The sequence below is a fragment of the Serratia sp. AR11 genome (assembly GCF_056376275.1).
Genome location: NZ_CM150739.1, coordinates 1232889 through 1258183 on the forward strand (window position 1 = coordinate 1232889; position 25295 = coordinate 1258183).

At 51.1% G+C, this 25295-nt stretch carries 22 protein-coding genes and 7 pseudogenes; 17 read left to right on the forward strand and 12 right to left on the reverse strand.

Translation table 11 applies throughout. The annotated features are described in order from the left end of the window. Positions 1-22: 22 nt before the first annotated feature. Positions 23-151 (reverse strand): annotated as a pseudogene (locus ACSOSI_RS05800) (integrase core domain-containing protein); the annotation flags it as partial. Positions 152-181: 30 nt separating this feature from the next. Beyond that, a protein-coding gene (locus ACSOSI_RS05805) for an IS3 family transposase (RefSeq protein WP_112150724.1) occupies positions 182-1302 on the reverse strand; the annotation gives its coding sequence in 2 pieces (ribosomal slippage) (positions 182-1044 and positions 1044-1302; 1122 coding nt in all). Between the two features lie 130 nt (positions 1303-1432). Between ACSOSI_RS05805 and ACSOSI_RS05810 the strand changes: the two genes are divergently transcribed. From ACSOSI_RS05810 to ACSOSI_RS05820, 3 genes are all read left to right on the forward strand, one after another. Beyond that, positions 1433-1858 carry a hypothetical protein gene (locus ACSOSI_RS05810; RefSeq protein WP_476706682.1) on the forward strand — a complete coding sequence of 142 codons (426 nt, stop codon included), beginning with the start codon at positions 1433-1435 and terminating at the stop codon, positions 1856-1858. Between the two features lie 247 nt (positions 1859-2105). Further along, positions 2106-2660 carry a hypothetical protein gene (locus ACSOSI_RS05815; protein WP_476706683.1) on the forward strand — a complete coding sequence of 185 codons (555 nt, stop codon included), beginning with the start codon at positions 2106-2108 and terminating at the stop codon, positions 2658-2660. Between the two features lie 27 nt (positions 2661-2687). Next, positions 2688-3308 (forward strand): hypothetical protein, encoded by a 621-nt coding sequence (locus tag ACSOSI_RS05820; protein WP_476706684.1) that lies wholly within the window; start codon positions 2688-2690, stop codon positions 3306-3308. A 109-nt stretch (positions 3309-3417) separates the two neighbouring features. Here the strand turns inward: ACSOSI_RS05820 and blh are convergent, their stop codons facing one another. Continuing rightward, a complete protein-coding gene (gene blh / locus ACSOSI_RS05825; RefSeq protein WP_476706685.1) occupies positions 3418-4701 on the reverse strand; it encodes a bifunctional sulfur transferase/dioxygenase Blh in 1284 nt (427 codons plus the stop codon). An 18-nt stretch (positions 4702-4719) separates the two neighbouring features. Next, a complete protein-coding gene (locus ACSOSI_RS05830) occupies positions 4720-5439 on the reverse strand; it encodes a sulfite exporter TauE/SafE family protein (protein WP_476706686.1) in 720 nt (239 codons plus the stop codon). Positions 5440-5699: 260 nt separating this feature from the next. Between ACSOSI_RS05830 and ACSOSI_RS05835 the strand changes: the two genes are divergently transcribed. The 7 genes and pseudogenes from ACSOSI_RS05835 to ACSOSI_RS05865 all read left to right on the forward strand — a co-directional run bounded on the left by ACSOSI_RS05835 (position 5700) and on the right by ACSOSI_RS05865 (position 10307). Beyond that, a complete protein-coding gene (locus ACSOSI_RS05835; RefSeq protein ID WP_208904705.1) occupies positions 5700-6926 on the forward strand; it encodes an NAD(P)/FAD-dependent oxidoreductase in 1227 nt (408 codons plus the stop codon). 370 nt (positions 6927-7296) lie between these two features. Further along, positions 7297-7736 (forward strand): annotated as a pseudogene (locus tag ACSOSI_RS05840) (antirestriction protein). A gap of 32 nt (positions 7737-7768) precedes the next feature. Beyond that, positions 7769-8251 (forward strand): RadC family protein, encoded by a 483-nt coding sequence (gene radC, locus ACSOSI_RS05845; protein ID WP_410003283.1) that lies wholly within the window; start codon positions 7769-7771, stop codon positions 8249-8251. Between the two features lie 10 nt (positions 8252-8261). Continuing rightward, positions 8262-8603 (forward strand): type IV toxin-antitoxin system YeeU family antitoxin, encoded by a 342-nt coding sequence (locus ACSOSI_RS05850; protein ID WP_198642590.1) that lies wholly within the window; start codon positions 8262-8264, stop codon positions 8601-8603. A gap of 54 nt (positions 8604-8657) precedes the next feature. Beyond that, entirely contained in the window at positions 8658-9026 is a 369-nt protein-coding gene (locus ACSOSI_RS05855; RefSeq protein WP_476706687.1) for a TA system toxin CbtA family protein, read from the forward strand. Continuing rightward, positions 9023-9352, forward strand: coding sequence for a DUF5983 family protein (locus ACSOSI_RS05860; protein ID WP_476706688.1), 330 nt, complete (start codon positions 9023-9025; stop codon positions 9350-9352). The genes ACSOSI_RS05855 and ACSOSI_RS05860 overlap by 4 nt, the downstream gene beginning before the upstream one ends. Before the next feature lie 106 nt (positions 9353-9458). Continuing rightward, positions 9459-10307, forward strand: a complete 849-nt coding sequence (locus ACSOSI_RS05865; RefSeq protein WP_476706689.1) for a DUF4942 domain-containing protein — start codon at positions 9459-9461, stop codon at positions 10305-10307. Positions 10308-10714: 407 nt separating this feature from the next. On the opposite strand, the pseudogene ACSOSI_RS05870 reads toward ACSOSI_RS05865, so the two are convergent. Next, positions 10715-10965 (reverse strand): annotated as a pseudogene (locus ACSOSI_RS05870) (IS3 family transposase); the annotation flags it as partial. A gap of 844 nt (positions 10966-11809) precedes the next feature. On the opposite strand from ACSOSI_RS05870, the gene ACSOSI_RS05875 reads away from it, so the two are divergent. Genes ACSOSI_RS05875 through ACSOSI_RS05885 form a run of 3 tightly spaced genes read left to right on the forward strand, consistent with a single transcriptional unit; the run spans position 11810 to position 13612 of the window. Continuing rightward, positions 11810-12010, forward strand: coding sequence for a tryptophan 2,3-dioxygenase family protein (locus ACSOSI_RS05875; RefSeq protein WP_476706690.1), 201 nt, complete (start codon positions 11810-11812; stop codon positions 12008-12010). 17 nt (positions 12011-12027) lie between these two features. Continuing rightward, positions 12028-12207, forward strand: a complete 180-nt coding sequence (locus tag ACSOSI_RS05880; protein ID WP_476706691.1) for a tryptophan 2,3-dioxygenase family protein — start codon at positions 12028-12030, stop codon at positions 12205-12207. Between the two features lie 22 nt (positions 12208-12229). Then, positions 12230-13612 carry an FAD-dependent oxidoreductase gene (locus tag ACSOSI_RS05885; protein WP_476706692.1) on the forward strand — a complete coding sequence of 461 codons (1383 nt, stop codon included), beginning with the start codon at positions 12230-12232 and terminating at the stop codon, positions 13610-13612. Between the two features lie 268 nt (positions 13613-13880). On the opposite strand, the gene ACSOSI_RS05890 is transcribed toward ACSOSI_RS05885, so the two are convergent. Genes ACSOSI_RS05890 through ACSOSI_RS05900 form a run of 3 tightly spaced genes read right to left on the reverse strand, consistent with a single transcriptional unit; the run spans position 13881 to position 17649 of the window. After that, entirely contained in the window at positions 13881-16256 is a 2376-nt protein-coding gene (locus ACSOSI_RS05890; RefSeq protein WP_476706693.1) for a molybdopterin cofactor-binding domain-containing protein, read from the reverse strand. After that, a complete protein-coding gene (locus ACSOSI_RS05895) occupies positions 16253-16765 on the reverse strand; it encodes a (2Fe-2S)-binding protein (RefSeq protein WP_476706694.1) in 513 nt (170 codons plus the stop codon). The genes ACSOSI_RS05890 and ACSOSI_RS05895 overlap by 4 nt, the downstream gene beginning before the upstream one ends. Beyond that, positions 16762-17649 (reverse strand): FAD binding domain-containing protein, encoded by an 888-nt coding sequence (locus tag ACSOSI_RS05900; RefSeq protein WP_476706695.1) that lies wholly within the window; start codon positions 17647-17649, stop codon positions 16762-16764. Before ACSOSI_RS05900 ends, ACSOSI_RS05895 begins: the two co-directional genes overlap by 4 nt. A gap of 123 nt (positions 17650-17772) precedes the next feature. Here ACSOSI_RS05900 and ACSOSI_RS05905 point away from each other — a divergent pair. Beyond that, positions 17773-18009, forward strand: a pseudogene (locus tag ACSOSI_RS05905) (TA system toxin CbtA family protein); the annotation flags it as partial. 142 nt (positions 18010-18151) lie between these two features. Further along, positions 18152-18733, forward strand: a pseudogene (locus ACSOSI_RS05910) (DUF4942 domain-containing protein); the annotation flags it as partial. 31 nt (positions 18734-18764) lie between these two features. On the opposite strand, the pseudogene ACSOSI_RS05915 reads toward ACSOSI_RS05910, so the two are convergent. Continuing rightward, positions 18765-19457 (reverse strand): annotated as a pseudogene (locus ACSOSI_RS05915) (Tn3 family transposase); the annotation flags it as partial. Positions 19458-19631: 174 nt separating this feature from the next. Here ACSOSI_RS05915 and ACSOSI_RS05920 point away from each other — a divergent pair. Beyond that, on the forward strand, positions 19632-20435 hold the full coding sequence (locus tag ACSOSI_RS05920; protein ID WP_476706696.1) for a hypothetical protein: 804 nt from the start codon (positions 19632-19634) through the stop codon (positions 20433-20435). A 37-nt stretch (positions 20436-20472) separates the two neighbouring features. Here the strand turns inward: ACSOSI_RS05920 and ACSOSI_RS05925 are convergent, their stop codons facing one another. Next, positions 20473-21114 carry a hypothetical protein gene (locus ACSOSI_RS05925; RefSeq protein ID WP_476707251.1) on the reverse strand — a complete coding sequence of 214 codons (642 nt, stop codon included), beginning with the start codon at positions 21112-21114 and terminating at the stop codon, positions 20473-20475. Between the two features lie 274 nt (positions 21115-21388). Between ACSOSI_RS05925 and ACSOSI_RS05930 the strand changes: the two are divergent. Beyond that, positions 21389-21499, forward strand: a pseudogene (locus ACSOSI_RS05930) (DUF4942 domain-containing protein); the annotation flags it as partial. Between the two features lie 370 nt (positions 21500-21869). Here the strand turns inward: ACSOSI_RS05930 and ACSOSI_RS05935 are convergent. Next, positions 21870-22847 carry a helix-turn-helix transcriptional regulator gene (locus tag ACSOSI_RS05935; protein WP_476706697.1) on the reverse strand — a complete coding sequence of 326 codons (978 nt, stop codon included), beginning with the start codon at positions 22845-22847 and terminating at the stop codon, positions 21870-21872. Between the two features lie 81 nt (positions 22848-22928). Then, a complete protein-coding gene (locus tag ACSOSI_RS05940) occupies positions 22929-25280 on the reverse strand; it encodes a beta-glucosidase (protein WP_476706698.1) in 2352 nt (783 codons plus the stop codon). Positions 25281-25295: the final 15 nt, after the last annotated feature.

Genomic DNA, 25295 nt, shown 5'->3' on the forward strand with positions numbered 1-25295 from the left:
CTCGATTCACTCGACAGTTTACATATTCCGTCAGCCAGCGCTCCATTATTTCCCGTGCTTCATTCAGTATTCTGAACAGATAAAAATCCAGTATTTCGGTCCGGTACGTTCGGTTAAACCGTTAGATAAAGGCATTTTTCGTCGGTTTGCCTTGACCTGCCCCCAGGATTAGATACAACGCTCACTTAGTAATGTCGGATCCTTCACTATCAGAATTACCCTTTCTCCAGGCCGCCGCAAATTCAGACGGCGTCTGATAATTCAGCGCGGAGTGCGGGCGGCACTCATTATAATCCTGACGCCATTCACTGATGGTTTTCCTGGCATGACTGACGTCACTGAACCAGTGTTCATTCAGGCATTCATCGCGAAAGCGTCCGTTAAAACTCTCAATAAATCCGTTCTGTGTCGGCTTGCCGGGCTGGATAAGTCGCAGCTCCACGCCATGCTCAAAGGCCCATTGATCGAGTGCGCGGCAGGTAAATTCCGGGCCCTGATCCGTTCTTATCGTCGCCGGATAGCCGCGAAACAGCGCAATGCTGTCCAGAATACGCGTGACCTGCACGCCTGAAATCCCAAAGGCAACAGTGACCGTCAGGCATTCCTTCGTGAAGTCGTCTACGCAGGTAAGGCACTTGATCCTGCGACCGGTGGCCAATGCGTCCATGACGAAATCCATCGACCAGGTCAGATTGGGCGCCGCCGGACGGAGCAGCGGCAGACGTTCTGTTGCCAGCCCTTTACGACGTCTTCTGCGTTTTACGCCCAGGCCACTGAGGTGATAAAGCCTGTACACGCGCTTATGATTAACATGCAGCCCTTCACGGCGCAGCAACTGCCAGATGCGACGGTAGCCAAAACGCCTGCGCTCCAGTGCCAGCTCAGTGATGCGCCCAGATAAATGCGCATCTGCAGCCGGGCGCTGAGCCTCATAGCGGCAGGTCGACAGGGATAAACCCGTGAGCCTGCAGGCACGACGTTGCGACAGACCGGTCGCATCACATATCAACATCACGGCTTCCCGCTTCTGGTCTGTCGTCAGTACTTTCGCCCAAGAGCCACCTGAAGCGCCTCTTTATCCAGCATGGCTTCGGCAAGCAGCTTCTTGAGTCTGGCGTTCTCTTCCTCAAGCGACTTCAGGCGCTTAACCTCAGGCACCTCCATACCGCCATACTTCTTACGCCAGGTGTAAAACGTGGCATCGGAAATGGCGTGCTTGCGGCAGAGTTCACGGGCGGATACCCCGGCTTCAGCCTCGCGGAGAATACTGATGATCTGTTGGTCGGAAAAACGCTTCTTCATGGGGATGTCCTCATGTGGCTTATGAAGACATTACTAACATCGGGGTGTACTAATCAACTGGGAGCAGGTCAATATCCGCTGCTACCGACAACTGGTGTCGCACGGTGCGGATCCGACCCGGTTTCTTTTTGTGCTTAACCAGGCCGATAAAATCGACCCCTGCCGGGAATGGGATACCGTTGCGCATCTGCCCTCATTACGTCAGCAACAGCACCTGCAGGAGAAAGTGGCTCAGGTGAATGCGGTATTTACACCGGCCCACCCCGTTTTAGCCGTTTCCGCACCGGAGGGGTTCAATATAACTCGATGGGTTGAGGCCCTGATCACCGCATTACCGGATAAAGCCAGCAGTGGGGTAACCCGACAATTGGAGCCGGCGTATCGGACCGAAAAGGTGACCGACACAGCTAAGGAGGGCTTTGCCCGTGTGGTGGGGGATATCTTTGACGAAAGCGTGGAGGCCCTGCTGGAGTCTCATACACTCAGAACCTGGTTAACACGGATCCGTTATCGATTGCTCTCTCTGGCCAAACTGCTGTGGCATCGCTTCTTTTAATGCATGTCTAAAAACCTGTCATGCGTTCGATCTGTTTCGCCGATCGAACATGGATTTATTATAGCTTTTAACTATCAATATCAAATTAATGATCGATATTGACGATAGATTTAAACGATCGGTTTCGGTTTATTGATCTTCACTAACGATTATCCCTCCTCTTTACATCCCGATACGATCCCCTCGCTGGGGAGGTCGTTTAATCCCTACGTTTTCTACTCAATGATTAATAAAGGACTATTTCACTATGTTGAAACCTTATCCGTTTCTCAAGCAAGACACCTACGCCTGGTGCTTATCCCTTGGTCTTCCGGTCATCTGGGGACTCTCCGCTATTTTCCTCCCACAAAAGGTGGCACTGGGCCTTTATATGCTGTGCTCCCTGGTCTGGGTGCTGCTCGACCGACTGAGCCTGATGAAACAGGAGATAACGGCCCCTTCACTGGGGTGGTTCCTGCTGCCGATGGTGTATCTGCGCCAACGTGACGAGCGTCAGGGGAAACCCTGGCGTTTGTTACAGGTATGGCTGATTTGTACCGTGTTGTCAGCCGTGGCCGGCAATCATTTTAAAACACAATCCGGTACCGAACAGTTGGCGCAGAGTGCTTGCCCGGTGGTCACTAAAATCCTGCAGCGTCAGGGCATAGAGGAGCACTGTATCCGTATCACAGATATCAGGGAGGAGGTGGCGGGGCGCTTTTATCAGGCTCAGGCTTTGCTGAATACCGGATCAAAAGAACCGCTGACGATAGAAGTACGCTCAGGCGGGAGTATATACGTCACGCTAACGGATTCTGAATAAGTGATTTTTATCAAGGAGATGATGAACATGAAGAAAGTGATAATGATGTTTACCCTGTTGGTCAGCGCTCAGTTGAGCCAGGTCGGATATGCAGCGGCGTATGACCCTAAACCGGTGGAATACCAGAATGTGGTGGCTGACAGCGTACAGGTTGAGCATGACCGTATTATGGCGGGCGTTGATGAATTTATCATCACGGGGAAGAAGGGGAAAATCACTGAGAAATTCCGGCTCACCTGCAACGCCGATGAAGCACGTCTGGACATCATGTATTACCTGAAAGATATCTATGGCGATAAGGCTGAGGGGGCAACGGGAATGACTCTGCAGTATTACCCGGCAGGGGCTCATCAAATGAACATCAGTATCGATCATCCCGATACGCTGATGGATAGTCTGCTGACAGCCAATTTGGCACAGGCTGTTTCAAAAATGCTGGATCACAAGACTGGAAGCTTTGTTTTTCACTTCTACCATAATGACAGCAGCTTCGATCATGTCCCTCTGGCGTACAGCTTCCAATACCCTGCGAAATTGCTGGCCCCAGCCCTGGGGAAGGCATTGGTTAATGCTAAAACCACATCATGCGACATCAAATCAGGCAATAGTCAGCTTTCCCCCCTCAAGCGTCTTGTTGATCATCTGTAGCTCTTTTTCACACGATGACGTGCCATCAACTGCAGGCCTTCCGGTTATCCGGGAGGCCTGGGGGCAAAGCCAACGGGTAAGACGACGGGAGACGGTTCACCCTGAGCCGTCAAAACCGATTGAGCGGGATTTTCAAATAACGGTGTCCATCTCTCTCGGGCAACGGCAGTTTGCCGCCATTGATATTCACTTGCAGTGCCATCAACATGAGCTCCGGTAACGGCAACTGCTTATCACGTTGTGCTCGCATTGCACTAAAACTGGCCCGATCTTGATGGCGTAAAAAGGGATTGATGTCACGCTGTTCCCGTAGCGTGCTTTCATAGCACACCTCACGGCCACCTGGCCGGTAGTCGTGGCCGGTGAACAAACGCGTCTCCTCCGGTAACGTCAACAGCCGCTGTAATGTTTCCCACAGCGCCTCCGCACTGCCGCCGGGAAAATCTGTACGAGCAGTTCCACTGTCCGGCATGAACAGCGTATCGTGGACAAAGGCGCAATTACCGATATGGTAAGTGACGGAGGCCAGCGTATGGCCGGGTGAATACATCGCTTCCCCCCGCAAATTCCCCACATAAAAAACGTCGCTGTCTTTAAATAATCTGTCCCAAATTAATTTGGGTGCACTGAGCTCGGGCAAGTGATAAAGCGCTTTCCAAAGCGTCTGCACGTCTTCGATCTTTTCCCCTATCCCCATGGGTGCACCGGTCTGCTCCGCCAGCCAGGCTGCAGCGGAAAAATGGTCAGCATGAGGGTGCGTATCCAATATCCAGGCAACCTGCCATTGCCAGCTTTGGATAAAATCCAACAGATTTTGCGCCTGGTGAGACGAAACTGCGCCGGTCTGGCGATTAAAATCCAGCACTGGGTCGATAATGGCGCAGCGTTGGCTTTCAGGATCGGCAATCACATATTGCAGGCTCCCGCTGATCGGTTCATAAAAAGCCTGTACCTGTGCTACCGGTGAACATTGTTGCTGGCGGGCATACCAGGCCAGCGCCGGTTCAGCGTCTGCGTTATATTGGCGGCAATATTCCCGAAAGGTCTTTTCATCAATCAGACCTTCATTCAGGTCATGCAAAAAAAATATCCCTACCGAGCGAGAACCCGAGCGGCAATGCGCCACTACTTTCTTTCCACTCTTTGCTTGCCGATTAAAGGTATAGACTTGTTCCCAAGATAATGAATCGTAGGTGAACGGCATGTAGATATAATCCATAGACTGCTGGTCTGCTAACACTTTTTCCTGGCTGTGCGTTAAATAATTGCCCCCTTCCTCATCGGGACGATGATTCACGACGAGGGTATAGCCCTCATGGGACAGTTGCTGAAATGCCTCTGCTGTTAGTGCATCAGAAAATGAAAGCCAGTCATTAACATGGCGAAGGTTCATTGCGTTCTCCCGTATTTTTCAGAGGTTCTTAATTAACATATAGAGTGCCATTGCGAGCAGCATCATTGAAAATAACAACTCAATGGCCCTCGTGTTTTTCTTAAGTCGATGAGCTATTACCGTACCCATAGCGCCACCGAAAAATCCCCCTAAAATAATCAGCAGCGTATTTTCAGGGGCAACATAGCCCGCTAAGGCATAACTGAGGCTGGTCGACACGCCCATGGCAAATACCACCATCAGTGAGGTGGCGATAGCGTCCAATGTGGAGCACCGGAACAGCCAGACCAGGACGGGAACCACCAAAAAGCCACCGCCAATACCCAAAAAACCCGAAAGCAGCCCCACCGTAAAACCGGCAATGCCCCCCCATCTGGGGTGAGGATACCGCCCGCGGCCCGTGATGGCTGGGGAGACGCGACGCAGCCGGTTGATCATCAGCAATGCCACCGTCATCATCAGGAGTGAGAACGGAAGCAGCAGGTATTTCCCATTGAGCACCTTGCCCAACTCCGCGCCAATCAAGGCTCCCGAGACGGCGAACACCGTGAGCAATATTCCCTTTTTCCACCTGACGTGACCCTGTGAGGCATGGGCCAGCAGACTGAGCAACGCACTGACAGCCACGGTTATCGCACTGGTAGCGATAACCATGTGCACATCTTTCATTTTTACCCAATAAAGCAAAAGCGGAACACACACTACCGATCCCCCTCCACCGGTCAATGCCAGCAGCAAACCGACAATGACACCCGTGAGCATCAAAGAGAAAGGAGGAGTTGAGGTAAAAAAATAATCTCCTGTAAGCTCATAGGGATCCCTGTTGTTATTTTTTTACGCTATTAGGCGATGGGAAAAATACAGTGTCAATCACTTATTCTGTAAAGTTATTACATATAGCAAAATGGAATAATAAATATTCATTATAACGTAACAGTCTAAATAAAACCTATTAACCGGAAAGTCTCTGAGATAAGTTGAAGGGAAAGGAGGCGTAAATGACAAGAGTTGAGAAGGCTTCATCACAGCGACTGTTGGTCATCGGTGGGGGATCTGCCGGAATAGGTGTCATTGCCAGTATAAAAAAAAGAAACACAGACATAACGATTATTTTGGTCGAGCCACAAGAATATCATTACTATCAACCCGCATGGACCCTGGTGGGAGGAGGGGTATATGATATTGAAAAAACACGCCGGCCCATGCAGCAGGTTCTTCCTCCAGGGGTCACCTGGATAAAAGACACGGTGACACGGGTCAAACCCGATGAGAAAGTTGTTGAGATACGTTCAGGTGACTGTATTTCTTACGATTATCTCATTGTGGCAAGTGGTCTGGTATTACACTGGGAAAAAATCATCGGTCTGGAAGAAACACTGGGGCGTAACGGGGTGACGTCTAATTATCGTTTTGACCTGGCCAGTTATACCTGGGATGTAGTGAAAAATCTCAAACAGGGTAACGCGATTTTTTCTCAACCCCCTGCCCCTATAAAATGCGCAGGCGCCCCCCAAAAAGCCTTATACCTTTCCAGTGATTACTGGCAGCGTCAGCGTTGCCTGGAGAATATCAACGTCTTTTTTTGCCTTGCGGGAAACACCGTATTTGGCATACCTGAGTTTGTTCTCCCTTTACAGGCCCAGTTAAAAAAATATAACGCCAGGGTCAACTATTCTCACACTCTCATTCGTGTCGAGGGTGAAAAAAGAGTGGCGACCTTCGCCGTCGCGGGAGGGGAAAAGGAGGAGGTGACGCTGCCCTTTGATATGCTGCATGTGGTTCCACCACAGTCCGCCCCCCCATTTATTGCAGACAGTGGACTTGACGATGCTAATGGGTGGTGTGATGTCGACAAATTCACCTTGCAGCATCTACGCTGGCCCTCCATTTTCTCGCTTGGCGACTGTTGTTCAGCGCCCAATGCAAAGACTGTGGCGGCGGTGCGTAAACAGATTGTCATTGTGGCTAACAACCTGACATCGGTCATGCGCGGGGAGAGCCCAACATCACGCTACGACGGCTACGGCTCCTGCCCACTGACCGTTGAAAGAGGGAAAGTCGTGCTGGCGGAGTTTGGTTATGGAAACCGGTTATTGCCGACATTTCCGCTTGACCCCACCCGACCGAGTCGTTTCGCCTGGTGGTTAAAGGTCTGGTTCTTGCCTCGGTTCTATTGGGCCGGAATGCTTCGCGGTGTGGAATGGCTGACCAGGAGTAAAATGTAAATGCTCTCGTCGCCTGGCCTGTGTCATCCGCTTGGCGACAAGAATGCCTGGATAAAAAAAGAGGGACTGAAGCTATTGACCAAGAGAGGACTGGATAAATATTTACCCGGGCGATATCACTAAAAAGCGTTTTTTAACACACGATCGGCAGAGACGCTCTGGGTGCCGATTATCTCCCCATTTGCGTCGTAACACGACGTGGTCAAGAGTGCAGGCATAAGCATCAATCCCATTCTTATCGTTTGTTTAACACGTCCCTTTCCCGCTCATTGACCTGACAGTAATAACACGCACACCTTCATATCCCGGTAGCCGGACATCCTGTCTGGCTACCTTTTATTCACCCGAAAAAAGCGTCTGGAAACACCTTATGACATGTGAAAAACGCCCTCATGAAACCGCCCCCTTGACGATGATCGTCGCGCTCGTCTCTGAGGCTGACCGCCCGTCGTTCTGGTTACAGCATTTTGGTAATGTCCCGCATTGGCTCCGGATTGAGTCACCGATATTTTCCTGGCTCGACCTTTTGTGTAAGGACTATCACGGAGATTATTGGGAATTTTACACCCTCAGTAACGGGGGGCATTTATTATCCCGTCCACCGAAGGCGAGTACGCACTCTTTAACGCACTGAACGGGAATGGCACCACCGTCGGTAATGAGGCCGCTGGTATCATCGCCTGCCTCATCACTTACAGCCACCACGCTTGCCGCACAATGTGCAATGCGATGACGGAACATTACTACCGACTGCGGGATTACGCCCTTACTCATCCTGAGTCTAACGCCATTATGCGCATCTTCGACTAACCCTCCATACTACCAACGGATACACCCTCATCATGATGAGTACTCTCTTAACCACGACCGTCAACGAGTTACCGTTACCCACGCAACGTACCATTCAGCGCGCGTTAGCCTTGCTGGAACAGCATCTAAGGCAACCGGGTGTTTCTTTCACCTCCGCCAATGCCGCTCGCGACTGGTTGCGACTGCAGATGGCCCGGCTGGAGCGTGAAGTCTTTATGGTGCTTTATCTCGACAACCAGCATCGCCTGTTGGCCCATGAAACCTTATTCACCGGCAGCATTAACAGTACCGAAGTCCATCCCCGCGAAATCGTGAAATCGGCGCTGAAGCACAACGCCGCGGCGGTCCTGCTGGCGCACTGTCACCCATCGGGACATGCCGAGCCCAGCGATGCGGACAAAAAAATCACCCGCAGGGTACAAGACGCGCTGGCGCTGGTTGATGTCCGCGTGCTGGACCACTGCATTGTCGGCGGCATGACGGTGTACTCGTTTGCCGAACACGGACTCGTATAAGGAAAGTAGCATGTCTACAATAGATGTCCCCGCCTGGGGCCTGAAACGCAACATCACTCCGCAGTTGGGTGCCCGCCTGGTACAGCAAGGTAACCGACTCCATTATCTGGCCGACCGTGCCGGCATCAGCGGCGCCTTCAGCGAAGTGCAGACCCGTTCACTGGATAATGCCTTCCCGCAGTTTATCAACCATCTGGAACTGATGCTGTTGTCCGGGGAACTCAATCCCCGGTATCAGCACTGCGTCACGCTGTACCGTGACGGATTGACGTGCGAGGCAGACAGCCTCGGATCGCACGGCTACATCTATATATCGATTTATCCGACACACGAAGCACCCACGAAAAACTGAATCCCCCTTCTACGCATCAACTCCTTTTTCCTGCCCAACAAAGAGATACCCCTTATGCAAACAGTATCAGCATCCCCAAAACGGGAGACTCAGCCCTGCCCGTCACCCGTTGCCGTCTGGCAATCCTTGCTCGCACACCTATTGTCACAGCATTACGGCCTGACCCTGAACGATACCGCGTTCAGCGATGATACCGTGATTCGAAAACACATCGATGCCGGCATCTCGCTAGCCGATGCGCTGAATTTTATCGTGGAAAAGTTTGACCTGGTACGAATCGACCGTCGGGGTTTCTCCTGCCGCGAACAATCCCCTTTCGTCACCACCATCAATATTCTGCGCGCTCGCCAGGCCTGTGGCTTGATGACCCGACGTGGTTACCGCACCATCACGCAGACCATCCAGGGAATGAAACAAAAATGAGTCGGCACACACTCCCTACCGGTGTGCGGCTCACCGGTATCCAGTGCAGCACCGCTCATATCACCGACGACGATAACAGCCGGCTATATCACGCCTCACACCAGTTGGAAGACTACGGCAACGGCGAATGGTGCCATTTCACCGGTACGGGGTACCTGATACGACTCAATGCCTGGCGGCATCCGGTGCTACGGCTTAAACGATTGGGGTTGTCGAAAGCCTGCCGTCGGTTAATTATCACCCTGATGCGACAACACCACATCACCCTCCTGCATCTGGATGCGGCGGGCGACCTCCTGCCGGGATTTGCCACGTTTGATTGGTAACCCCTGCAATATCGCTGACGCCATTTTCTCGAACCCTATTTTTATTAATACCGCATAACGCCAGTCCTTACCGGCTGGCGTTTTACTTTTATATAAGGAAAATTTAATGACTGGACTCGCTCATACTGAACCCGAAGTAGGTACCGAACACACCGACGTGATTTGCTCCACCAGCATTGAACGTATCGTCACCGGACGAAACGCTGCGTTGGCGCAGATTGAGATGCTCATCCAGCAGCTTACCGATATCTCGATGCTGACCCGCAGTATCGGCGGTAAAACTGCCCTGGACTGGGCCATGAAGCAGGACTTTCGCTGCGGTTGCTGGTTAATGGAGAAATCAGAAACGGCGATGAAAGCCATTATCCGCAATCTCGATCGCGGTATATGGCATGATTTAATGAAGCGGTCAGGGATGCTTAGCCTGATGGATGCCCAGGCACGCGACCAGTGGTACAACAGCCTGGAAAAGGATGACATTCCTGCCATCAGCGAAGCCAATATTCTCAGCACGTTTGAGCAGTTGCATCAGAGTAAAGGCGATGTATTTGAACGCGGGGTGATCAATGTCTTCAAGCGTTTAAGCTGGGATTACAAGTCGAATTCGCCTTGTAAGTTTGGCAAGAAAATCATTGTAGAGGGATTGGTCAGCCACACTCGCTGGGGTTTCAGCTTCAACGGGGGTTGGCGGCGCGATCAACTGGTCGATCTTGAACGCATGTTGATGTTATTGGATGGTAAGCCGCTGCCAGATAATCGTGCAGATGTTGCCTGTCGTCTTGGCGATCATATCAGTCAGCATAAATCGGCAGATAGCTATGACGATACGCTGTTCAGGATTAAGTATTTCCAGAAAGGTACGGGCCACATCACCTTTAAAAGACCGGAGCTGATTGATAAGATGAACGACATTGTAGCAAAGCATTTTCCCGCTGCATTACCTCCCCGGTCCTGAACTTTGTTGTTTTACCGGCAAGAGACAATGGCAGACTTGCGTGAGTGATGCGGCGCATGTACAACGTTGTACTGGCGTTTCTGGCGTGTTGTTCGGGGGGACGTTCAAATGTACCGTGGACATGTCAGAAACGCCATTCAAAACCCTTAGCAACATTGACTGCTCTGAGGGGTTGATATTAGCCTCAATCCCGTGCTCGATTCTATTCCGTATGTCTATCATTAAGGACTGAGGGTATAAATGAGAGTACAAAAAAAATCAAATAAAAAATAAACGTTAAATTACAACAAATTGATTCAATAAGTAGATTCCCTAGTCCGCACCATATTTAGAAGAACCCGCCTATGGCGGGTTTTTTGCTTTCTGAGGTATGGACTAACGCTTCATACCTTCCCAATTTCCACCGAACTCCACCCAATTCTACCCGCCCCCCATTTGCGAGGGTAAAAATGAGGATAGATGATGCCTCCCACCCATTTCTGATTCGGCTCACCGGCGTAAAAGTTCTGCTTCAGCAGGTTTTCAGACACTGGCAGGCCATGTTAACGGTAACTGACTGGGCCGAACCGCCGTGCGCCCTTTGCACACAGCCCTGACAGCACAGGCTGGCTGCAATGGTTTTGACGCTGTATGCAGGAAGCTCATCAGCAAGACGAGGCGGAACTGCTGGCGCGAGGTTATTGCAGGGTAAGATCAAACATCTGTGCTGTCGCAACCAGGCCCGCAGGATATCGAAAATGGCGGCAAATTTTTGATGAGATGGCGCGAGTGGCATCTGCACAAAGTATCAGGCTACCGTTCGCCACGGGAATATCGACGGCGCCGGCAGGTCTGTATATGAGAGTCAATGTGTCTGGAGTTATAAGGGCAAATCCGCTGCCATAAAATCACGTACTCAAGCCTTGATTATTTTCTGAGGTAGGCTATAACTATTTTAGTTAAAGAAAGCCAAAATATCTAATCCATGATTGAGTGTTTTAATGAAAATAGCACAAGTTAATGAGAAAATTGCAATATGGTCGGCCAAATATATTAAAATCATAATAAAACCACTATAAAAATGCATGTCAGCTCAAATTATTGAAAGGCTATAATGATATAAAAGACCATGAAATTTTTACACTTATATTTTAAAAAATAACTTTATATCATGAAAATTTATCATGTTGGTTTATTTTTTATGTGAGGACGCATGTAGTCTGATACTTGACTTACAATCAAACATCATGCCTGTATGATTTAATTTATTAATCACTCTGTAACTTAAAAAAATAACTTTAAAAATCAAATACAGAATGGCACACTAATCACACCCATCTAAAAAACATTAAATAGTCAAGAGTTGTTATCCAACGAGCCTGATGAAATATCATTTATTATTCAGCATCAGACTTCAGTGCTATAGGTACATTATTGCTTTATGAATTGATAGAGGCCTACGCCACATGCGAAATGATAATATTGGCCACGGATTAAAGTCTCTTGGCCGAGATCATATTACTATGAAATACCTTACCCATACCTGGGCGGTGCTCACGATATCAAGTCCTCTTGACTTCTTATCCATACACAATGTGCTAGGGAGCGCTTCAGGGGTGAAATCATATCAGTTTCGGGAAATTGAGTTATTTATGGGTAATAAAGATAATAATAACCTCGCAAACTATCGCAGCAACCTGGTTGCGGATCTATCAACAGCGTAGCCATTACTGGCCACTTTATGAGCTGGGTGAAAAACTTGTCGATATTGCGCAAAGCTTCAAAAACTGACGTTTCCCTGGTTGAACGCATCATTGGCGATCATCCGGGGACTGGTGGCACTAGTGGCGTGAATTATCTACGTTCGACGTTGGATAGCTCATTCTTCCCAGAACTTTATAGCATGCGTGTGCAGCTATAGCTTTATTCAGAAGAGTCTGATTATGAATTTATTACATGAAATCACCGACACCACTGGCATGACGCGTCGGCAGGTTGCGGTTGTGGGAGCGGGGCTCGCCGGCCCTTTGCTGGCCTGTCTGCTGCGTCAGCATGGATTTGAAGTGATCGTATTTGAAAAGCGCGCAGATCCGCGAACACACCCGGCTCCCGAAGGGCGTTCGCTTAATCTGGCCATTGCGGAACGTGGCCTTCAGGCGTTACGCCTGGCGGGAATTGAACAGGATGTGTTGAGTTATGCAGTCCCTGTGTCCGGTCGGATGGTACATGTGGAAGAAAAAAGCAGTTTCCATGCTTACAGTTCCAGAGAGGGCGATGTCATCTGGTCCGTGCAGCGTAGCCAACTTAATGCGCATTTACTGGATGTTGCTGAGCAGAAAGGTGTGCGGTTCTTCTTTGACATAGATTTAGTGGCGATTGATCTGCAGGCATCCCGATTAACCACTCAACATGGAACGACGTTCACTTTTGATCTGATTGTCGGTGCCGACGGTGCAAATTCCGTAGTAAGAGACGCACTAACCCGCGTTTGCGACGTTGACTGTGAATGTGAAATTTTAGCTCATGGCTATAAAGAGTTGGATATCTCTGTCGAGGCGGCGCGCCAGGCGCTTCTAAATCCTAAAGCACTTCACATCTGGCCACGTGGCGGGTATATGTGTATGGCGCTGCCTAATCATGATGGCAGTTTTACTGCTACTGCTTTCTTGCCTCTTAAAATACAGGGCCAACAGCTTTCCAGCTTTGCCGCACTCAACCACAGAGACGTGGTTCGCCAGTTCTTTAATTCTGAATTTAATGCACTTTCGCGATTGCTTTGTGATTTGGAAGCGAACTACATGGCTCGCCCTGTTGGCATGATGGCTACCCTGCACGTTTCGCGTTGGCACTATAACCAAACGGTGTTGATCGGTGATGCGGCTCACCAAATGGTACCGTTTCATGGTCAGGGTATGAACTGCGCCTTTGAAGATGCCGTGTTCCTGGCTCAGTGCCTAGCGGCACCTTCTGGGGATATAGGGAGTGCTCTCGCACGCTACGAAACTCAACGCAAACCTGATGTTGAAGCCATTCAGGCGATGGCTTTGGACAACTACGAGGAAATGCGAGCGCGGGTCAGCTCGCCTGATTACTTGCTTGAACGGGAACTTTCTGCCTGGCTGGAAAAACGCTACCCACAGCGTTTTATTCCACGTTATCACATGGTGACATTCACCTGCCTGCCTTACTCGATAGCTCACAAACGAGGGAACATACAGAAAGATATACTGAAATCGGCAATTTCAGGTTGTCAGACTTTCCAGCAAATTAATCTCGAGGACGCGGAAAGAAATGTCCTGGATAAGCTTTCTGAACTCCCCCTCTGACACAACTATTTCGGTTCATGGTTAGGCGTCTGGCAGGCTTCTTTTGAGGGCGACTGACCATGAACGGTAGGGTTTAACATCCTTTGATAACGCGGAGTTATGCAGATTTATGTGTAAAAATGACTGTTTCGGTGGCGTTTTAGTCTACAACTTGTTTTTCAGGCATACTGCTCGAATGCCGGCATCTGCTGCCCTTCGCGTTCCAGCGTAGCTGGCAATGCCGACACTCTCCCCCTCACACATCCAGCATATTAACCTACTATTTTCACTACTTTTTTAGCCGTTGGTAAATGTACGGTGCCGTCATGGGGGAATGACGAACCGGTGCAGCGTTCAACGGTGTCAGGGCATCATCGATGGCGCTGGCGATAACCGCACTGACGGCGATACAACCCGCCTCTCCCACGCCTTTAACACCAAGCGGATTTAACGGTGTCGGCGTTTCCAAATGCATCAGTTCGATATCGGGGATATCAGCTGCCCGGGGCATTAAAAACTGCGAAAAGGTGCTGTTTTGAACCTCTCCGTGTTTATTGATTCCTAATGATTCATAAAGCGCTCCACCGATGCCTTGCGCAATCCCCCCAATTATCTGGCCACGCACGATATCGTGATTGATAATATGACCACAGTCGTGGATACAGAGATAACGAAGAAGCGTCACGTGGCCCGTGCCTGGATCTACCTCGACAATAACGGCATGCGCCCCAAACCCCCAACAGGCTCGAGGGGGGCTGAAAAAAGTGCGGCTTTCAATCCCTGGTATTTTATCTCGAGCCAATGCCGGCCCATCATGATGTTGTCCCACAAACTGCGTGGCTATCCTGGCGGTATCATTAAAAGCGTACCGTAACGGATTGGCGAGGGTCGCCACCGCGGCCAAAGGCATAGTTAGCGAACCGTTGCGATGACGAACCTGGCCATTTTCCAGGATGACCTCTTCAACAGAAACCCCAAACACCGCCGCAGCTTTTTGTCGTATTTCCTGGCGTACCTGGCACGCGGCCAGATAGACGGCATTTCCCGCCACAACCGTGCTGCGACTGGCGTAAGTCCCCCCGCCTAGATCAAAGGCATGGGTATCTCCGCCCAACACGATGATTTGTTTGGGAGAGACACTGAGCTGTTCCGCCACGATGCGGGTAAACAGGGCTTTATGGTCTTGTCCCTGGCAGGTGACTCCGGAGGAAACAAACACGTTACCGCTAATCGGATGCACTCTGACTATCGCCCCTTCGTAGGGGCCGATCCCCGTTCCCTCGACACAACAGGCCAGCCCTACACCAAGGTAGCGCCCCTGGGAGCGGTAACAAGCTTGCTCGGCACGAAATTTTTCAAAATTAACGGCGTTACTCAGCATGTCTAAGGCCCGTAAATATTGCCCGCTGTCCAGTTCAACGGAGGCGCCATCCTGGAACACCAGTCCCTCACGCCGGTAGGGAAATTCATCATCCCGGATCAGGTTACGTTTACGGATTTCAACTGGGTCGATTGACAGTTCAAGGGCGAGCTGGTCCAGCGCCCTCTCAATGGCAAAACAGGCATGGGGGCGGCCGCATCCTCGGTAAGGGGTGACGGGCATTGTTGGGGTATACACCACATCGCAGTCAATGTGCAGGTGAGGTATGCGATAGGGACCCGCAATAGAAGTAGCACTGACGTGAGCAACAATAATACCGTAGGGCATAAAGGCCCCGCTATCGTGTTGGATACTGTCGTGCAATCCGAGTATTTCTCCATTCTTGCGGGCGTACAGGGTAAGCGAATGGATCTGCGTTCGCTCCTGTGAGGAGGCCAGAAAGTTTTCTCTCCGATCTTCCGTGTATTTAACCGGTCTCTTTAATTGCATCGCAGCGAAAGGAACCAGCAGTTCGTCAGGATAAAAGAACAGCAGTTTTTGCCCAAACCCCCCGCCGACATCCGGCGCGATAACGCGTACCCGATGTTCATCCAGTTCCAGCAGTGCCGCCAATCCGTTTCTCACCGCTATAGGGGCCTGTGCCGTATCCCATACCGTCAACTCCCCTGTTCTGTCATCGAACTCCGCAGCAACCGCCCGCGTTTCGATGGGGGCTGCAGTCGCACGATCCATGTGTACAGTCACTGTAGTGACATGGTCAGCAAGACGCTGGGCTGTCGACAACATGCCACTTTTCTGCGTAAAGCGTGCGCCGATATTGTCAGACATATCAGCATGTACCCGGGGGGCTTCTTTTTGTGCCGCCTTCGCGAGGTCAATCACAAAAGGCAAGGGAGAATATTCAACGTCTACCCATGCCGCAGCATCCTCTGCGTCATAACGGCTTTCAGCCACGATCATGGCAATGGGCTGCCCCACGTAGTGAACCTCATACTCTGCCAGTGGAGACTGTGTTTTGCCCGAGATAATGGCCGGATGGGGGATCAGGAGCGGTAAGGGTGAATTCAACACGCCAATGTCTTTTGCCTGGTAAATGGCCACCACCCCCGGAGAACACTGCGCCTGGCTGATATCTACCTTTACAATCGTGGCGCGAGCGTGCGTACTGCGCACAAAAGCCACATGCAGAGCCCCTGTAAAAGTGAGGTCGTCAACGAACCTGCCTTGCCCCCTGACAAACCGCTCCTCCTCGTTCAGTTGCCGACGTTCGGACGTTGAAGTCATGATGCTGACCAGTGCAAGGCAGAAAAGACGTCGCTTATCGCCTCCCGCATTTGTTGGTATCCCGTACAGCGGCACAAGTGTCCCGCCAATACGTGCCGGATAGCGTCCTCACCCAGAGCTGGCGTTGGCGGGTGTTGATACTGCTCGAGTAAGGTCATAATAATACCCGGTGTACAGAATCCACACTGGAAGGCCCTGTGAGTGATGAAGGCCTGTTGAAGGGGATGCAGTTGAAGTCCTGCAACAGATTCAATTGTTTGAACGGAGCAACCCGTGGACTGTACCGCGAGCATCAGGCAAGACCGTGTGGCGCGCCCATCGACATGTACCGTACAAGCACCACAATCGCCCTGCTCACAGCCAACATGGGTGCCCGTCAGCATCAAATCCTGGCGCAGAAAATCAGACAAGGTTAACCGAACCGGTATCACACGAATGACGTGTTTATCATTAACAGTAACGGCAATATTTGCCGTGATCTCATGGTGAGGATCCGTTCTCTCTGTCATGATTTCCCCCCTGCCTTTCGACTTTTTGATGCGGCAAATGCCTGCAGTAAAGCTCGACAGACGAGTGTGCTTACAAGCTGACGCCGATAATCCGTGGCGAGTGTTGTATCGTCAGTCAGTTGAACGTGCCTGGCCGCATGTTGCCCGGCCTGCACGGCCAGTGAATCTTCCGGGGATCCACCGATCAGTACGCTTTCCAGGTCATGGCAGCGTCTAGGGGTCTCCGTTACCCCCCCGATGGCAATTTTGATGTCAGCCACCCGCCCCAGGCTATCAATAAGCACGATCACTATGGCAAGACACAGTGCACGGTCATTGGTGCGCTGTGAGTATTCGCAATATCCCCAGCTATAATCGGAGGAAGGAACCGGAAAGCAGGCTGCAGTAGCAATCTCATTTGAGGAAAGAGAGGTTTTATTATTGCTGACAAACAGTTGGTGGGCAGGGATATATCGTTTTCCCTGGAGAGACTGCGTTACAAGCGTTCCCCCCAATAATACGAAGAGCAGAGGTATTTCGGCCCAGGCCCCACCCTGACATAAACTGCCAACAACCGTTCCCCTGTTTCTGATAGCTATCGAGCCAATGTAGCTCATCAGATGATTCATCAGTGGAAGCTGTTTTTTCACCATCGTATTCAGTTCCACGTCACGCTGCCGGGCCATGGAGCAAATAACAACCTGCCCTTCTTTTTCTTGCATCACATTGCAATCTGGAATGTTTTGGATGTCCACTAACCAGTCACAATGTAAATATCGAGAAATAAGCTGTGGTAATAAACTTTGTCCCCCGGCGAGGACTTTTCCCGCTTCACTTTGGGATAACGTTGTCAGCGCTTCTTCAAGGGTATCAGGGGCTATATACTTTAACGGCGCAATTTTCATTAGTGTGCACCAGCCTGTTGAGCAGTTTACCAAATAATCATAATTTTAGATTACCCTCATTATTTTACCATTTGCCGATACTTTATTTTCATTCAGAGCGAGGTGAGAAGGTGAAAAAGTTGCGATGAAACCGTGATTCGAAAACACATCGATGCCAGCATCTCGCTAGCCGATGCGCTGAATTTTATCGTGGAAAAGTTTGACCTGGTACGCATCGACCGTCGGGGTTTCTCCTGCCGCAAACAATCCCCTTTCGTCACCGCTATCGATATTCTTCGCGCCCGACGGGCTTGTGGCCTGATGACCCGACGTGGTTACCGAACCATCACGCAGACCATCCAGGGAATGAAACAAACATGAGTCGGCACACACTCCTTACCGATATGCGGCTCACCGGAACCCTTGCAGCATCGCCTCCGCCATTCTCCCAAACAACATTCACCCACATCACCGTATAACGCCCGCTATTTAACCGGCGGGCGTTTTATTTATGGAGAAAAACATGCAGACCGAACCTGAAGTGCTCACTGGCCCTACCGAGATCATTTGCTCCACCAGCATTGAGCGTATCGTATCTGGACGAAACGCTGTGCTAATGCAAATTGAGGCCCTTATCCACCAGCTCGATGAAATATCGACGCTGACCAACAGCATCGGCGGCGGAACGGCAAAAGACTGGGGCATGCGACCGGGGCATCGCTATGACTGCTGGTTTACGGAGAGGGCGGAAACCGCCATGAAAGCTATCACCCGAAACATCGATCGCAGCGTCTGGCGTGACCTGATGTTGAAATCTGGGGTGCTCTCTTTGATGGATGCGCAGGCACGTGACGAATGGAACAAAAATCTGGAGGAGGGCGATTTGCCAGAAATCAGTGAGGAAAACATTCTGGCCACCTTTGAGCATTTGCACCACAGCAAGGGGGAAGTATTCTAGCGGGGAGTTATCAACGTATTCAAAGGACTCTCCTGGAATTACAAAACAAACAGCCCGTGCAGTTTTGGCAAAAAGATCATCATTAACAACTTGGTCACTCACAACCGTTGGGGTTTTGGCCTGAACTGGGGCTGGCGTCGTGATCGGGCTCCGTTTGGGAAACGGAAAATATTGTACGTTAAGATGATTTTTTGTACTGACTCATATCAACTGGTCGCAAAGGACGATACTTTCCTTCAGACAGTTTTTTATTGTTTCGCCAGATATAGTCACCCGTCAGATTAATGTGCTCCCAGCCCAGCGGAGGCAAGTGTGACAGCAACTGATCATTGATATGTAGTCCCTTCTTTTTCAGCAGGTTAATGGCGTTTTCTATATATACCGTATTCCACAATGTGATCGCAGCGGTGAGCAGCGTAAGTCCGCTGGCGCGGTAACTTTTGTTTTCCAGACCACGATCCCTTATTTCGCCCAGACGATGCATGAAGACAGCTCTGGCAAGGGCATTCCGGGCTTCCCCTTTGTTCAGACCTACCTGAACCCTACGACGCAACGCAGGATCGCGGAACCAGTCCAGCATAAACAATGTTCGCTCAATGCGACCGATTTCCCTCAGCGCCTAAGCAAGCCCATTCTGTTTCGGATAACTGGCCAGTTTTTTCAGCATCAGAGAAGCGGTAACCATTCCCTGTTTGATTGAGGTAGCCAGCCTCAGAGTTTCATTCCAGTGTGCTTCTATCTCTTTGATATTCAGTGGTGTTGTGGAAATAATTGACTGTAGAGCCGGATATTTATCATCTCTCCCCTGAATAAACAACCGCTTGTCGTGAAGATCCCGGATCCTTGGGGCAAAAGCGAACCCCAGCAGATGCTAAAAAGGATCCAAAGAAAGTCCCGTTGTTGTGTGGTGTTCTCCACATCCTCTCTGCGGTGCTTTATATAAATCACAGGAATACACTCATTTCTATCCGGTTACCACCTTGTTTTGAATTTGGCGTTCCGGATTAAAACATAACCTCGTTAACCTATTTAATAAGGAACTATCATGAGTGATCCAAACAGCGGTTCAGGCTGGGGTGTGAGCCATACGCCCTATGGCGATGTGCGTAATTATAATCCCAATGAATTTGGCGGCAACGGCGGTTCAGGCGGGGGCAATGGTGGCAGTAATGGTGGGAATCAATCCGGTACAGGGGCTTATTCCGGTCGCTTTAATATGGGCTCTCTATCCTCTGATGCTCCCAGTCTTAGCACCTCAGAGCTAACAGCGATTTTTAATAATACGGTGCGTTGGGAAGGATTATCCCACAATATGTATGCTGATACGTTGGGGAACGTGACCGTCGGGATCGGTTCGCTGTTGTCGACACCAGAATCAGCAACTCGGTTGGGGTTTAAAAACCGTCGCGTCACGCGTGGCCACGGTGACGAAATGGTAGGTTATGTGAATGCCTCTGACTCTGACATTCGTTCTGCTTACCAGGGCGTAAAGGATGTATTTAATAACAAATCACTAACCCAACGCCAGAAGACAGCACAATGGTCCGGGAGTGCAATGGTACTGTCTGACGCCGAAATCGGCTCGCTGGCGGTTAAACACATTAACAGTGACCGGACTAGTTTGCGGGGACTTTATGCTGGCTTTGACAGTTTTCCTGAAAACGCCAAAGTGGCCTTGCATGACATGGCTTATAACATGGGTATCTCAAGATTGCGAAACAACTTCCCGCGATTTAACGATGCCATTAACCGCCGTGACTGGGCTGCTGCTGCCGCAGAGTCTCACAGAACCGGCATCGGTGATAATCGAAACAATGCCACGCGGGATCAGCTGCTAAACACCCGTTAACTGAAAGCTATCGCCCCCGGAAGCGGGGGCTTCATCATTACAGTGGCGTGTTTTCAGTGACGGGAATTACCGTCCAAACTTTACCTTTCATGTCGTTGATACGGTAGGTGGACAATGCCCTTAAAGTACCACCGGTCACCCCAGAGCCCAAGGTGATGAACGTCAGTGACTGCCCCTGCGAATTTTTGAATGTCTGATATTGGCTGACGGTATAGGCAACCTGCTCCTTGTCCGAGACCATCCGGTCATCCTTCAACTTCAGACTGGGAGTCCATTCCTGCAGCGTTTTACCCCGTCCTTTGGCCTTGAGCGCCGTAGCCTCATCATCCGAGACTACCAGCGCAGTGCTGGCCGGAAAATGAGCCACCACTTGTTGAATACTCGGCACTGCAGGGCTAGTGATTGGCGCATACTGATGCTGTTTTACATAATTTTGAATGTTGCACTGGATCAGCGAGTCTTGTGCTTCGACATAATCGCGATCGGACAGTCCGGTAATAGAAGTGATTTGCTGCTTATTCTGTTGCAAAGAAAGGTAGTCTCCACACGTAGCCAGCGAATGGTTTTTTCCATCAGCCGTCACCACCTGCAGTGGCTTTCCCTGAATAGAGATGTCCTGCTCGTCAGCCAGAACCGACGCAGAAACCAGCAGGGCACAGCTTGCGCCCAATACTTTCATTTTGTTCACGATAACGCTCCCTAACATGACTGGTAAGATAGGACAACATTCAACGAGCTAAGAATATCACATTGCTGAAGGGGCTGTTGATGACACGGGGGAAAATGTTGGTTAGATATGTCGTATTTTTCAGCTTGGCTCCCATTGGGCCAAGTTGAAAAGTACAAGAAACAGTCTTAACGAATCTACGATTGCAAAGTAGCTTTTTCAAAGGCTGGCATGGTTAAAAAATAGCCTTAACGTACAATGTTTTCCGTTTCCCAAACGGAGCCCTGATCAACTGGCAGATCTGGAACGGATGCTCTTCCTACTGGATGGCAAACCCATTCCTGACAATCGCGGTGATGTTACGACCCAGTTAATGGAACATATTCGTGATAATCCGCCCCATTCCCACTCGAAACGCAACAAAGTGACCCACTGGCCAGACTCGGAGATCGCCTCCCAGCTATGGCCGTTCTTCAGAATAATGATCGCCGTGAGCATGGTGCTGAGGATAATGGCCACCTGCAATGGGCCGTTGACGGCTTCAAGACCAAACAGGGCAACCGAGGCACCGACCAGCAGAATCAATGCGACAATCGGCAGCAAAGCATCCAGAAAACTCGGGGCTTTGACAGGGCGGGGAGCTTTAACGGATTTGGTCATGGGATGACTCCACAGACAGTTAGGACAGGAAAGTTCAGGAAACTGCGATATCTATGGTAGCTACTGCGATAAGTATAGCCATCGCTGGCATAGGGTAATGATTATTTTCAGTATTGCGGATCGGCGTTGAGGCTCCGTAAGCGTGCGACGATTTGCCGATCCAGTGGCAGACAGCGGAAATCGGTCATGATTTGCAGCTCTACCGGCGAATTCATTGCAGTAACATAGCTTTTGCGAAACTCGGTTGGTGTCATGCGGCAGTATTTGTTAAAGGCGAAAATCAGCTGTTTGTGGCCGCTGAAACCGCAGGTATAGCTGATATCGGTTATGGGGATATTGGTGTCTTTCAGCAGCAACTTGGCCTTGTTAATGCGGATCATGGTCAGATATTCTTTAAAATTGTAACCACTGATCTTCTTGAAAATGCGGGAAAAGTGGTGATAACTGACGCCAGCGCGATCGGCAATGGTTGCCAGGTTGAGCTCATCGTCAAAATGTTGGTTGATAAACTCAATGCCGAACTTGACCAACTGCTGGTCTTTTTTCCTGACGTTCACCTGTTGCTGGTCTGTCTGGTTTGACGCTGCTGCGGCCAGCGATCCCAGCAGATGATAAACCAGGGCAATACGGGTAAAGGAGGGTTGTGACACCACCAGGTTATCGAGCAGGGCGATCACGTCGCGGCTAATCTGTTGCCCTGCTGCCCGATGGCCATGATTGAACATCAGCGGTGCCGGATGGGTCTCATCAAACAGATGGGGTGAAAACTGGATGGTCAACAGTTGGCTATTGGGTATACGGGCCTCAAGCGAATGGATCTCGTCCGGGTTGATATACAGCAGGCTGCCAGCCCTGACCACCGAGGTGGCATGGCCGAGGGTAACGGAAAACTCCCCGGATAAGATGCAGATCAGCTCCGGGGCCGAGTGCCAATGTGGCTCGCAGTAGTAAACCTCCGCGGCGAAGACGTTCAGCTTTTCAGCGTCAAACGAGATAAGTTCATAGCCGCTGCCGTCGTGGATCGCCGCCGCTGCTTGCCGATGGGACTGCGGCTTGGGCTGTCGAGTGACAGAGAAAGGAAACATCGGCTAACTCCCTCATTTATAAAAATAGGTGTGGCGATTTGCCCCTCGCCCTCTCCCCAGGGAGAGGGCAAGAGTGAGGAACTAGCTCCCAGCAGGTTCAGCTAAAGCAGCGGCCAATTCTTGCTGGGTAATATCAATAGCCAGGAACTCCGTCAGAGCGATAAACAGGCCACAGAACAGATCCGGGGCAATCGCGGCAAGCTTTTCGCGCATCAGCGCCTCCGGCAAGGCGTTTTTACTGACCAGCAGCTTAACAACGCGGTCAAACGCTGGCGGTGTGGCCAGTAGCTGTTGCAACGAGTTATCAACCTTGAGCGGTAAATAATAGGGCTTGGCGCACAGCTTGACCACCGTGCTCAGCGCGATACCCCGCGATGAGCGTGCCACGTGCAACTGATACAGGCCCGGATCGACCACCCAATCAGCCATACCCGGATGGAAGCAGGCAAAATCCTGCCACTGCAGCGTCATGGTAACCCGTTTGCTTTCGCCAGCCTCGAGATGCACCTTGGCAAAGGCTTTCAGCGCCAGTACCTCTCGCGCCAGATCGCCCTGCGGCGCAGTAAGGTAAAGCTGCACAATCTCTTTGCCCGCCCGATCGCTGCAATTGGTCACCTCCACGCTGACGGTTAGCGGCTGCCCCTCTGCAAGTTCCTTGGCCGACGTTGCCAGCTTGGCATAGCTAAACTGGCTATAGCTCAGACCAAAACCGAACGGGAACTGCGGCGTCAGTTTACGCCGGTCGTAGTAGCGATAGCCCACGTAGATCCCTTCGCTGTAGTGATGGCGCAGGTTTTCACCTGGATAGCCGAGCCAGGCCGGGGTTTCCTCCAGCGTATTGGGCACCGTGACCGTCAGCTTGCCACAGGGATTGGCCCGGCCAAACAGAATATCTGCCACCGCGCGACCCATGCCCTGGCCCGCAAAGAAGGTCTCCAACAGGGCTTTGCAATCCGTAAGCCAAGGCATTACCACGGCATCGCTGTTGGCCAGTACCACGACCAGATTGGGCTGCACCTTGGCCACTGCGCGGATCAGCGCCTCATGGCTAGGCAAGATGTTCAGATCCTTGCGATCGCCGTTTTCGCCGTCCTCACCAATGGCGGTACTGACAAACACCACGGCAACGTCGGCCTTACTGGCTAACTCAACCGCATCGGCCAGGGCTTGCGGGTCGACGCAATTATCGTCCGGGGTGCCGATGGCGTAGTCAATGTGGAAGTCGTTACCGGCGACCTCGAAAATTTCATCGAGCGGACGATCGAGCATATAAGGTACGGTTGTGGCACATCCGGATCCCTGGATTACCGGCTCCTGTGCCGGTTTACCCAATACGGCGATGGTGGCCTTCTGCCCGGCTAGCAGCGGCAGAATATTCTCTTCATTTTTCAATAACACCATCGATTCGGCAGCCAGTTGCTGTGCCAGCCGATGATGCTGCGGGTAATCGGCCTTGATGCCCGACTTACGGTGGCGCTGCACCTTGTCGATCAGGGTTAACATCCGCAGGCACGCGGTATCGAGGATCTCTGCCGGGATCTCTCCCCGCTCAATCGCCTGCAACAGTTCCAGTTTGTCGCGCTGGGTTTCCGGCATCGCCAGGTCGTTACCCGCCAACAAGGAAGCGGGGCGATCCTTGATGCCGTACCAGTCGGACATTACCAGCCCGTCATAGCCCCACTCATTACGTAGCACCTCGGTCAAGAGCCAGTGGTGTTGCGACGTTTGTACCCCGTTGAGCCGGTTATACGACGACATTACCGTCCAGGGCGTGGATTTGTCGATTGCCCGTTTGAAACCGGAAAGGTAAATCTCGCGCAGTGCCCGTTCTTCCACCACCGAGTCCATCTCGGTACGGCGGTATTCCGAGTTATTGGCGGCAAAGTGCTTCAGGCTGGCACCTACGCCACCGTCTTGCAGACCGTTGATTAGCGCAGCGGCAATGTCACCACTGACCACCGGATCCTCCGAGTAATATTCGTAACCACGGCCAGCCAAAGGCGTACGACGAATATTGATACCCGGACCGAGCAGAATGCCAACGCCCATCTCCTGACACTCTTTAGCCAACGCTTCGCCCATTTGGTACACCAGTTCCACGTCCCAGCTACAGGCCAGGGTGGAACCGTTCGGGAAGCAGGTGGCCGGTTTGGACTTGCTGAACAGCGCCTCAGAGCCGCCTTTGTGTTCCTCCTGCTCCACTTCGCCCGCGCTTTGACCAATCACGGCCAGAAAATCGCTAATGTGCCAGTTTTCCCCCTGTTCGATCTGGCTGGTACTGTAACGGACACCGTAGGTGCCATCCGTCATCACAATGTCGCGGATATCATGCTGCGGAAAGCTGGCCGTGCGCCACAAACCGCTGCCGCTGAGCAACGCCACCTTTTCTTCGGCAGTCATGGCGGCAATGATGGCGTGGAATTGTTGTTTCATATCTATACCTGCTGG

What these genes read in the sequence shown, in the direction of transcription:
- ACSOSI_RS05925 (WP_476707251.1), bottom strand. Translation starts at nt 21,114, where the DNA reads ATGAAAGTATTGGGCGCAAGCTGTGCCCTGCTGGTTTCTGCGTCGGTT.
- ACSOSI_RS05885 (WP_476706692.1), top strand. Translation starts at nt 12,230, where the DNA reads ATGAATTTATTACATGAAATCACCGACACCACTGGCATGACGCGTCGG.
- ACSOSI_RS05890 (WP_476706693.1), bottom strand. Translation starts at nt 16,256, where the DNA reads ATGACTTCAACGTCCGAACGTCGGCAACTGAACGAGGAGGAGCGGTTT.
- ACSOSI_RS05895 (WP_476706694.1), bottom strand. Translation starts at nt 16,765, where the DNA reads ATGACAGAGAGAACGGATCCTCACCATGAGATCACGGCAAATATTGCC.
- ACSOSI_RS05940 (WP_476706698.1), bottom strand. Translation starts at nt 25,280, where the DNA reads ATGAAACAACAATTCCACGCCATCATTGCCGCCATGACTGCCGAAGAA.
- ACSOSI_RS05860 (WP_476706688.1), top strand. Translation starts at nt 9,023, where the DNA reads ATGAGTCGGCACACACTCCCTACCGGTGTGCGGCTCACCGGTATCCAG.
- ACSOSI_RS05835 (WP_208904705.1), top strand. Translation starts at nt 5,700, where the DNA reads ATGACAAGAGTTGAGAAGGCTTCATCACAGCGACTGTTGGTCATCGGT.
- radC (WP_410003283.1), top strand. Translation starts at nt 7,769, where the DNA reads ATGATGAGTACTCTCTTAACCACGACCGTCAACGAGTTACCGTTACCC.
- ACSOSI_RS05850 (WP_198642590.1), top strand. Translation starts at nt 8,262, where the DNA reads ATGTCTACAATAGATGTCCCCGCCTGGGGCCTGAAACGCAACATCACT.
- ACSOSI_RS05935 (WP_476706697.1), bottom strand. Translation starts at nt 22,847, where the DNA reads ATGTTTCCTTTCTCTGTCACTCGACAGCCCAAGCCGCAGTCCCATCGG.
- ACSOSI_RS05875 (WP_476706690.1), top strand. Translation starts at nt 11,810, where the DNA reads ATGAAATACCTTACCCATACCTGGGCGGTGCTCACGATATCAAGTCCT.
- ACSOSI_RS05815 (WP_476706683.1), top strand. Translation starts at nt 2,106, where the DNA reads ATGTTGAAACCTTATCCGTTTCTCAAGCAAGACACCTACGCCTGGTGC.
- ACSOSI_RS05920 (WP_476706696.1), top strand. Translation starts at nt 19,632, where the DNA reads ATGAGTGATCCAAACAGCGGTTCAGGCTGGGGTGTGAGCCATACGCCC.
- ACSOSI_RS05900 (WP_476706695.1), bottom strand. Translation starts at nt 17,649, where the DNA reads ATGAAAATTGCGCCGTTAAAGTATATAGCCCCTGATACCCTTGAAGAA.
- blh (WP_476706685.1), bottom strand. Translation starts at nt 4,701, where the DNA reads ATGAACCTTCGCCATGTTAATGACTGGCTTTCATTTTCTGATGCACTA.
- ACSOSI_RS05880 (WP_476706691.1), top strand. Translation starts at nt 12,028, where the DNA reads ATGAGCTGGGTGAAAAACTTGTCGATATTGCGCAAAGCTTCAAAAACT.
- ACSOSI_RS05865 (WP_476706689.1), top strand. Translation starts at nt 9,459, where the DNA reads ATGACTGGACTCGCTCATACTGAACCCGAAGTAGGTACCGAACACACC.
- ACSOSI_RS05820 (WP_476706684.1), top strand. Translation starts at nt 2,688, where the DNA reads ATGAAGAAAGTGATAATGATGTTTACCCTGTTGGTCAGCGCTCAGTTG.
- ACSOSI_RS05855 (WP_476706687.1), top strand. Translation starts at nt 8,658, where the DNA reads ATGCAAACAGTATCAGCATCCCCAAAACGGGAGACTCAGCCCTGCCCG.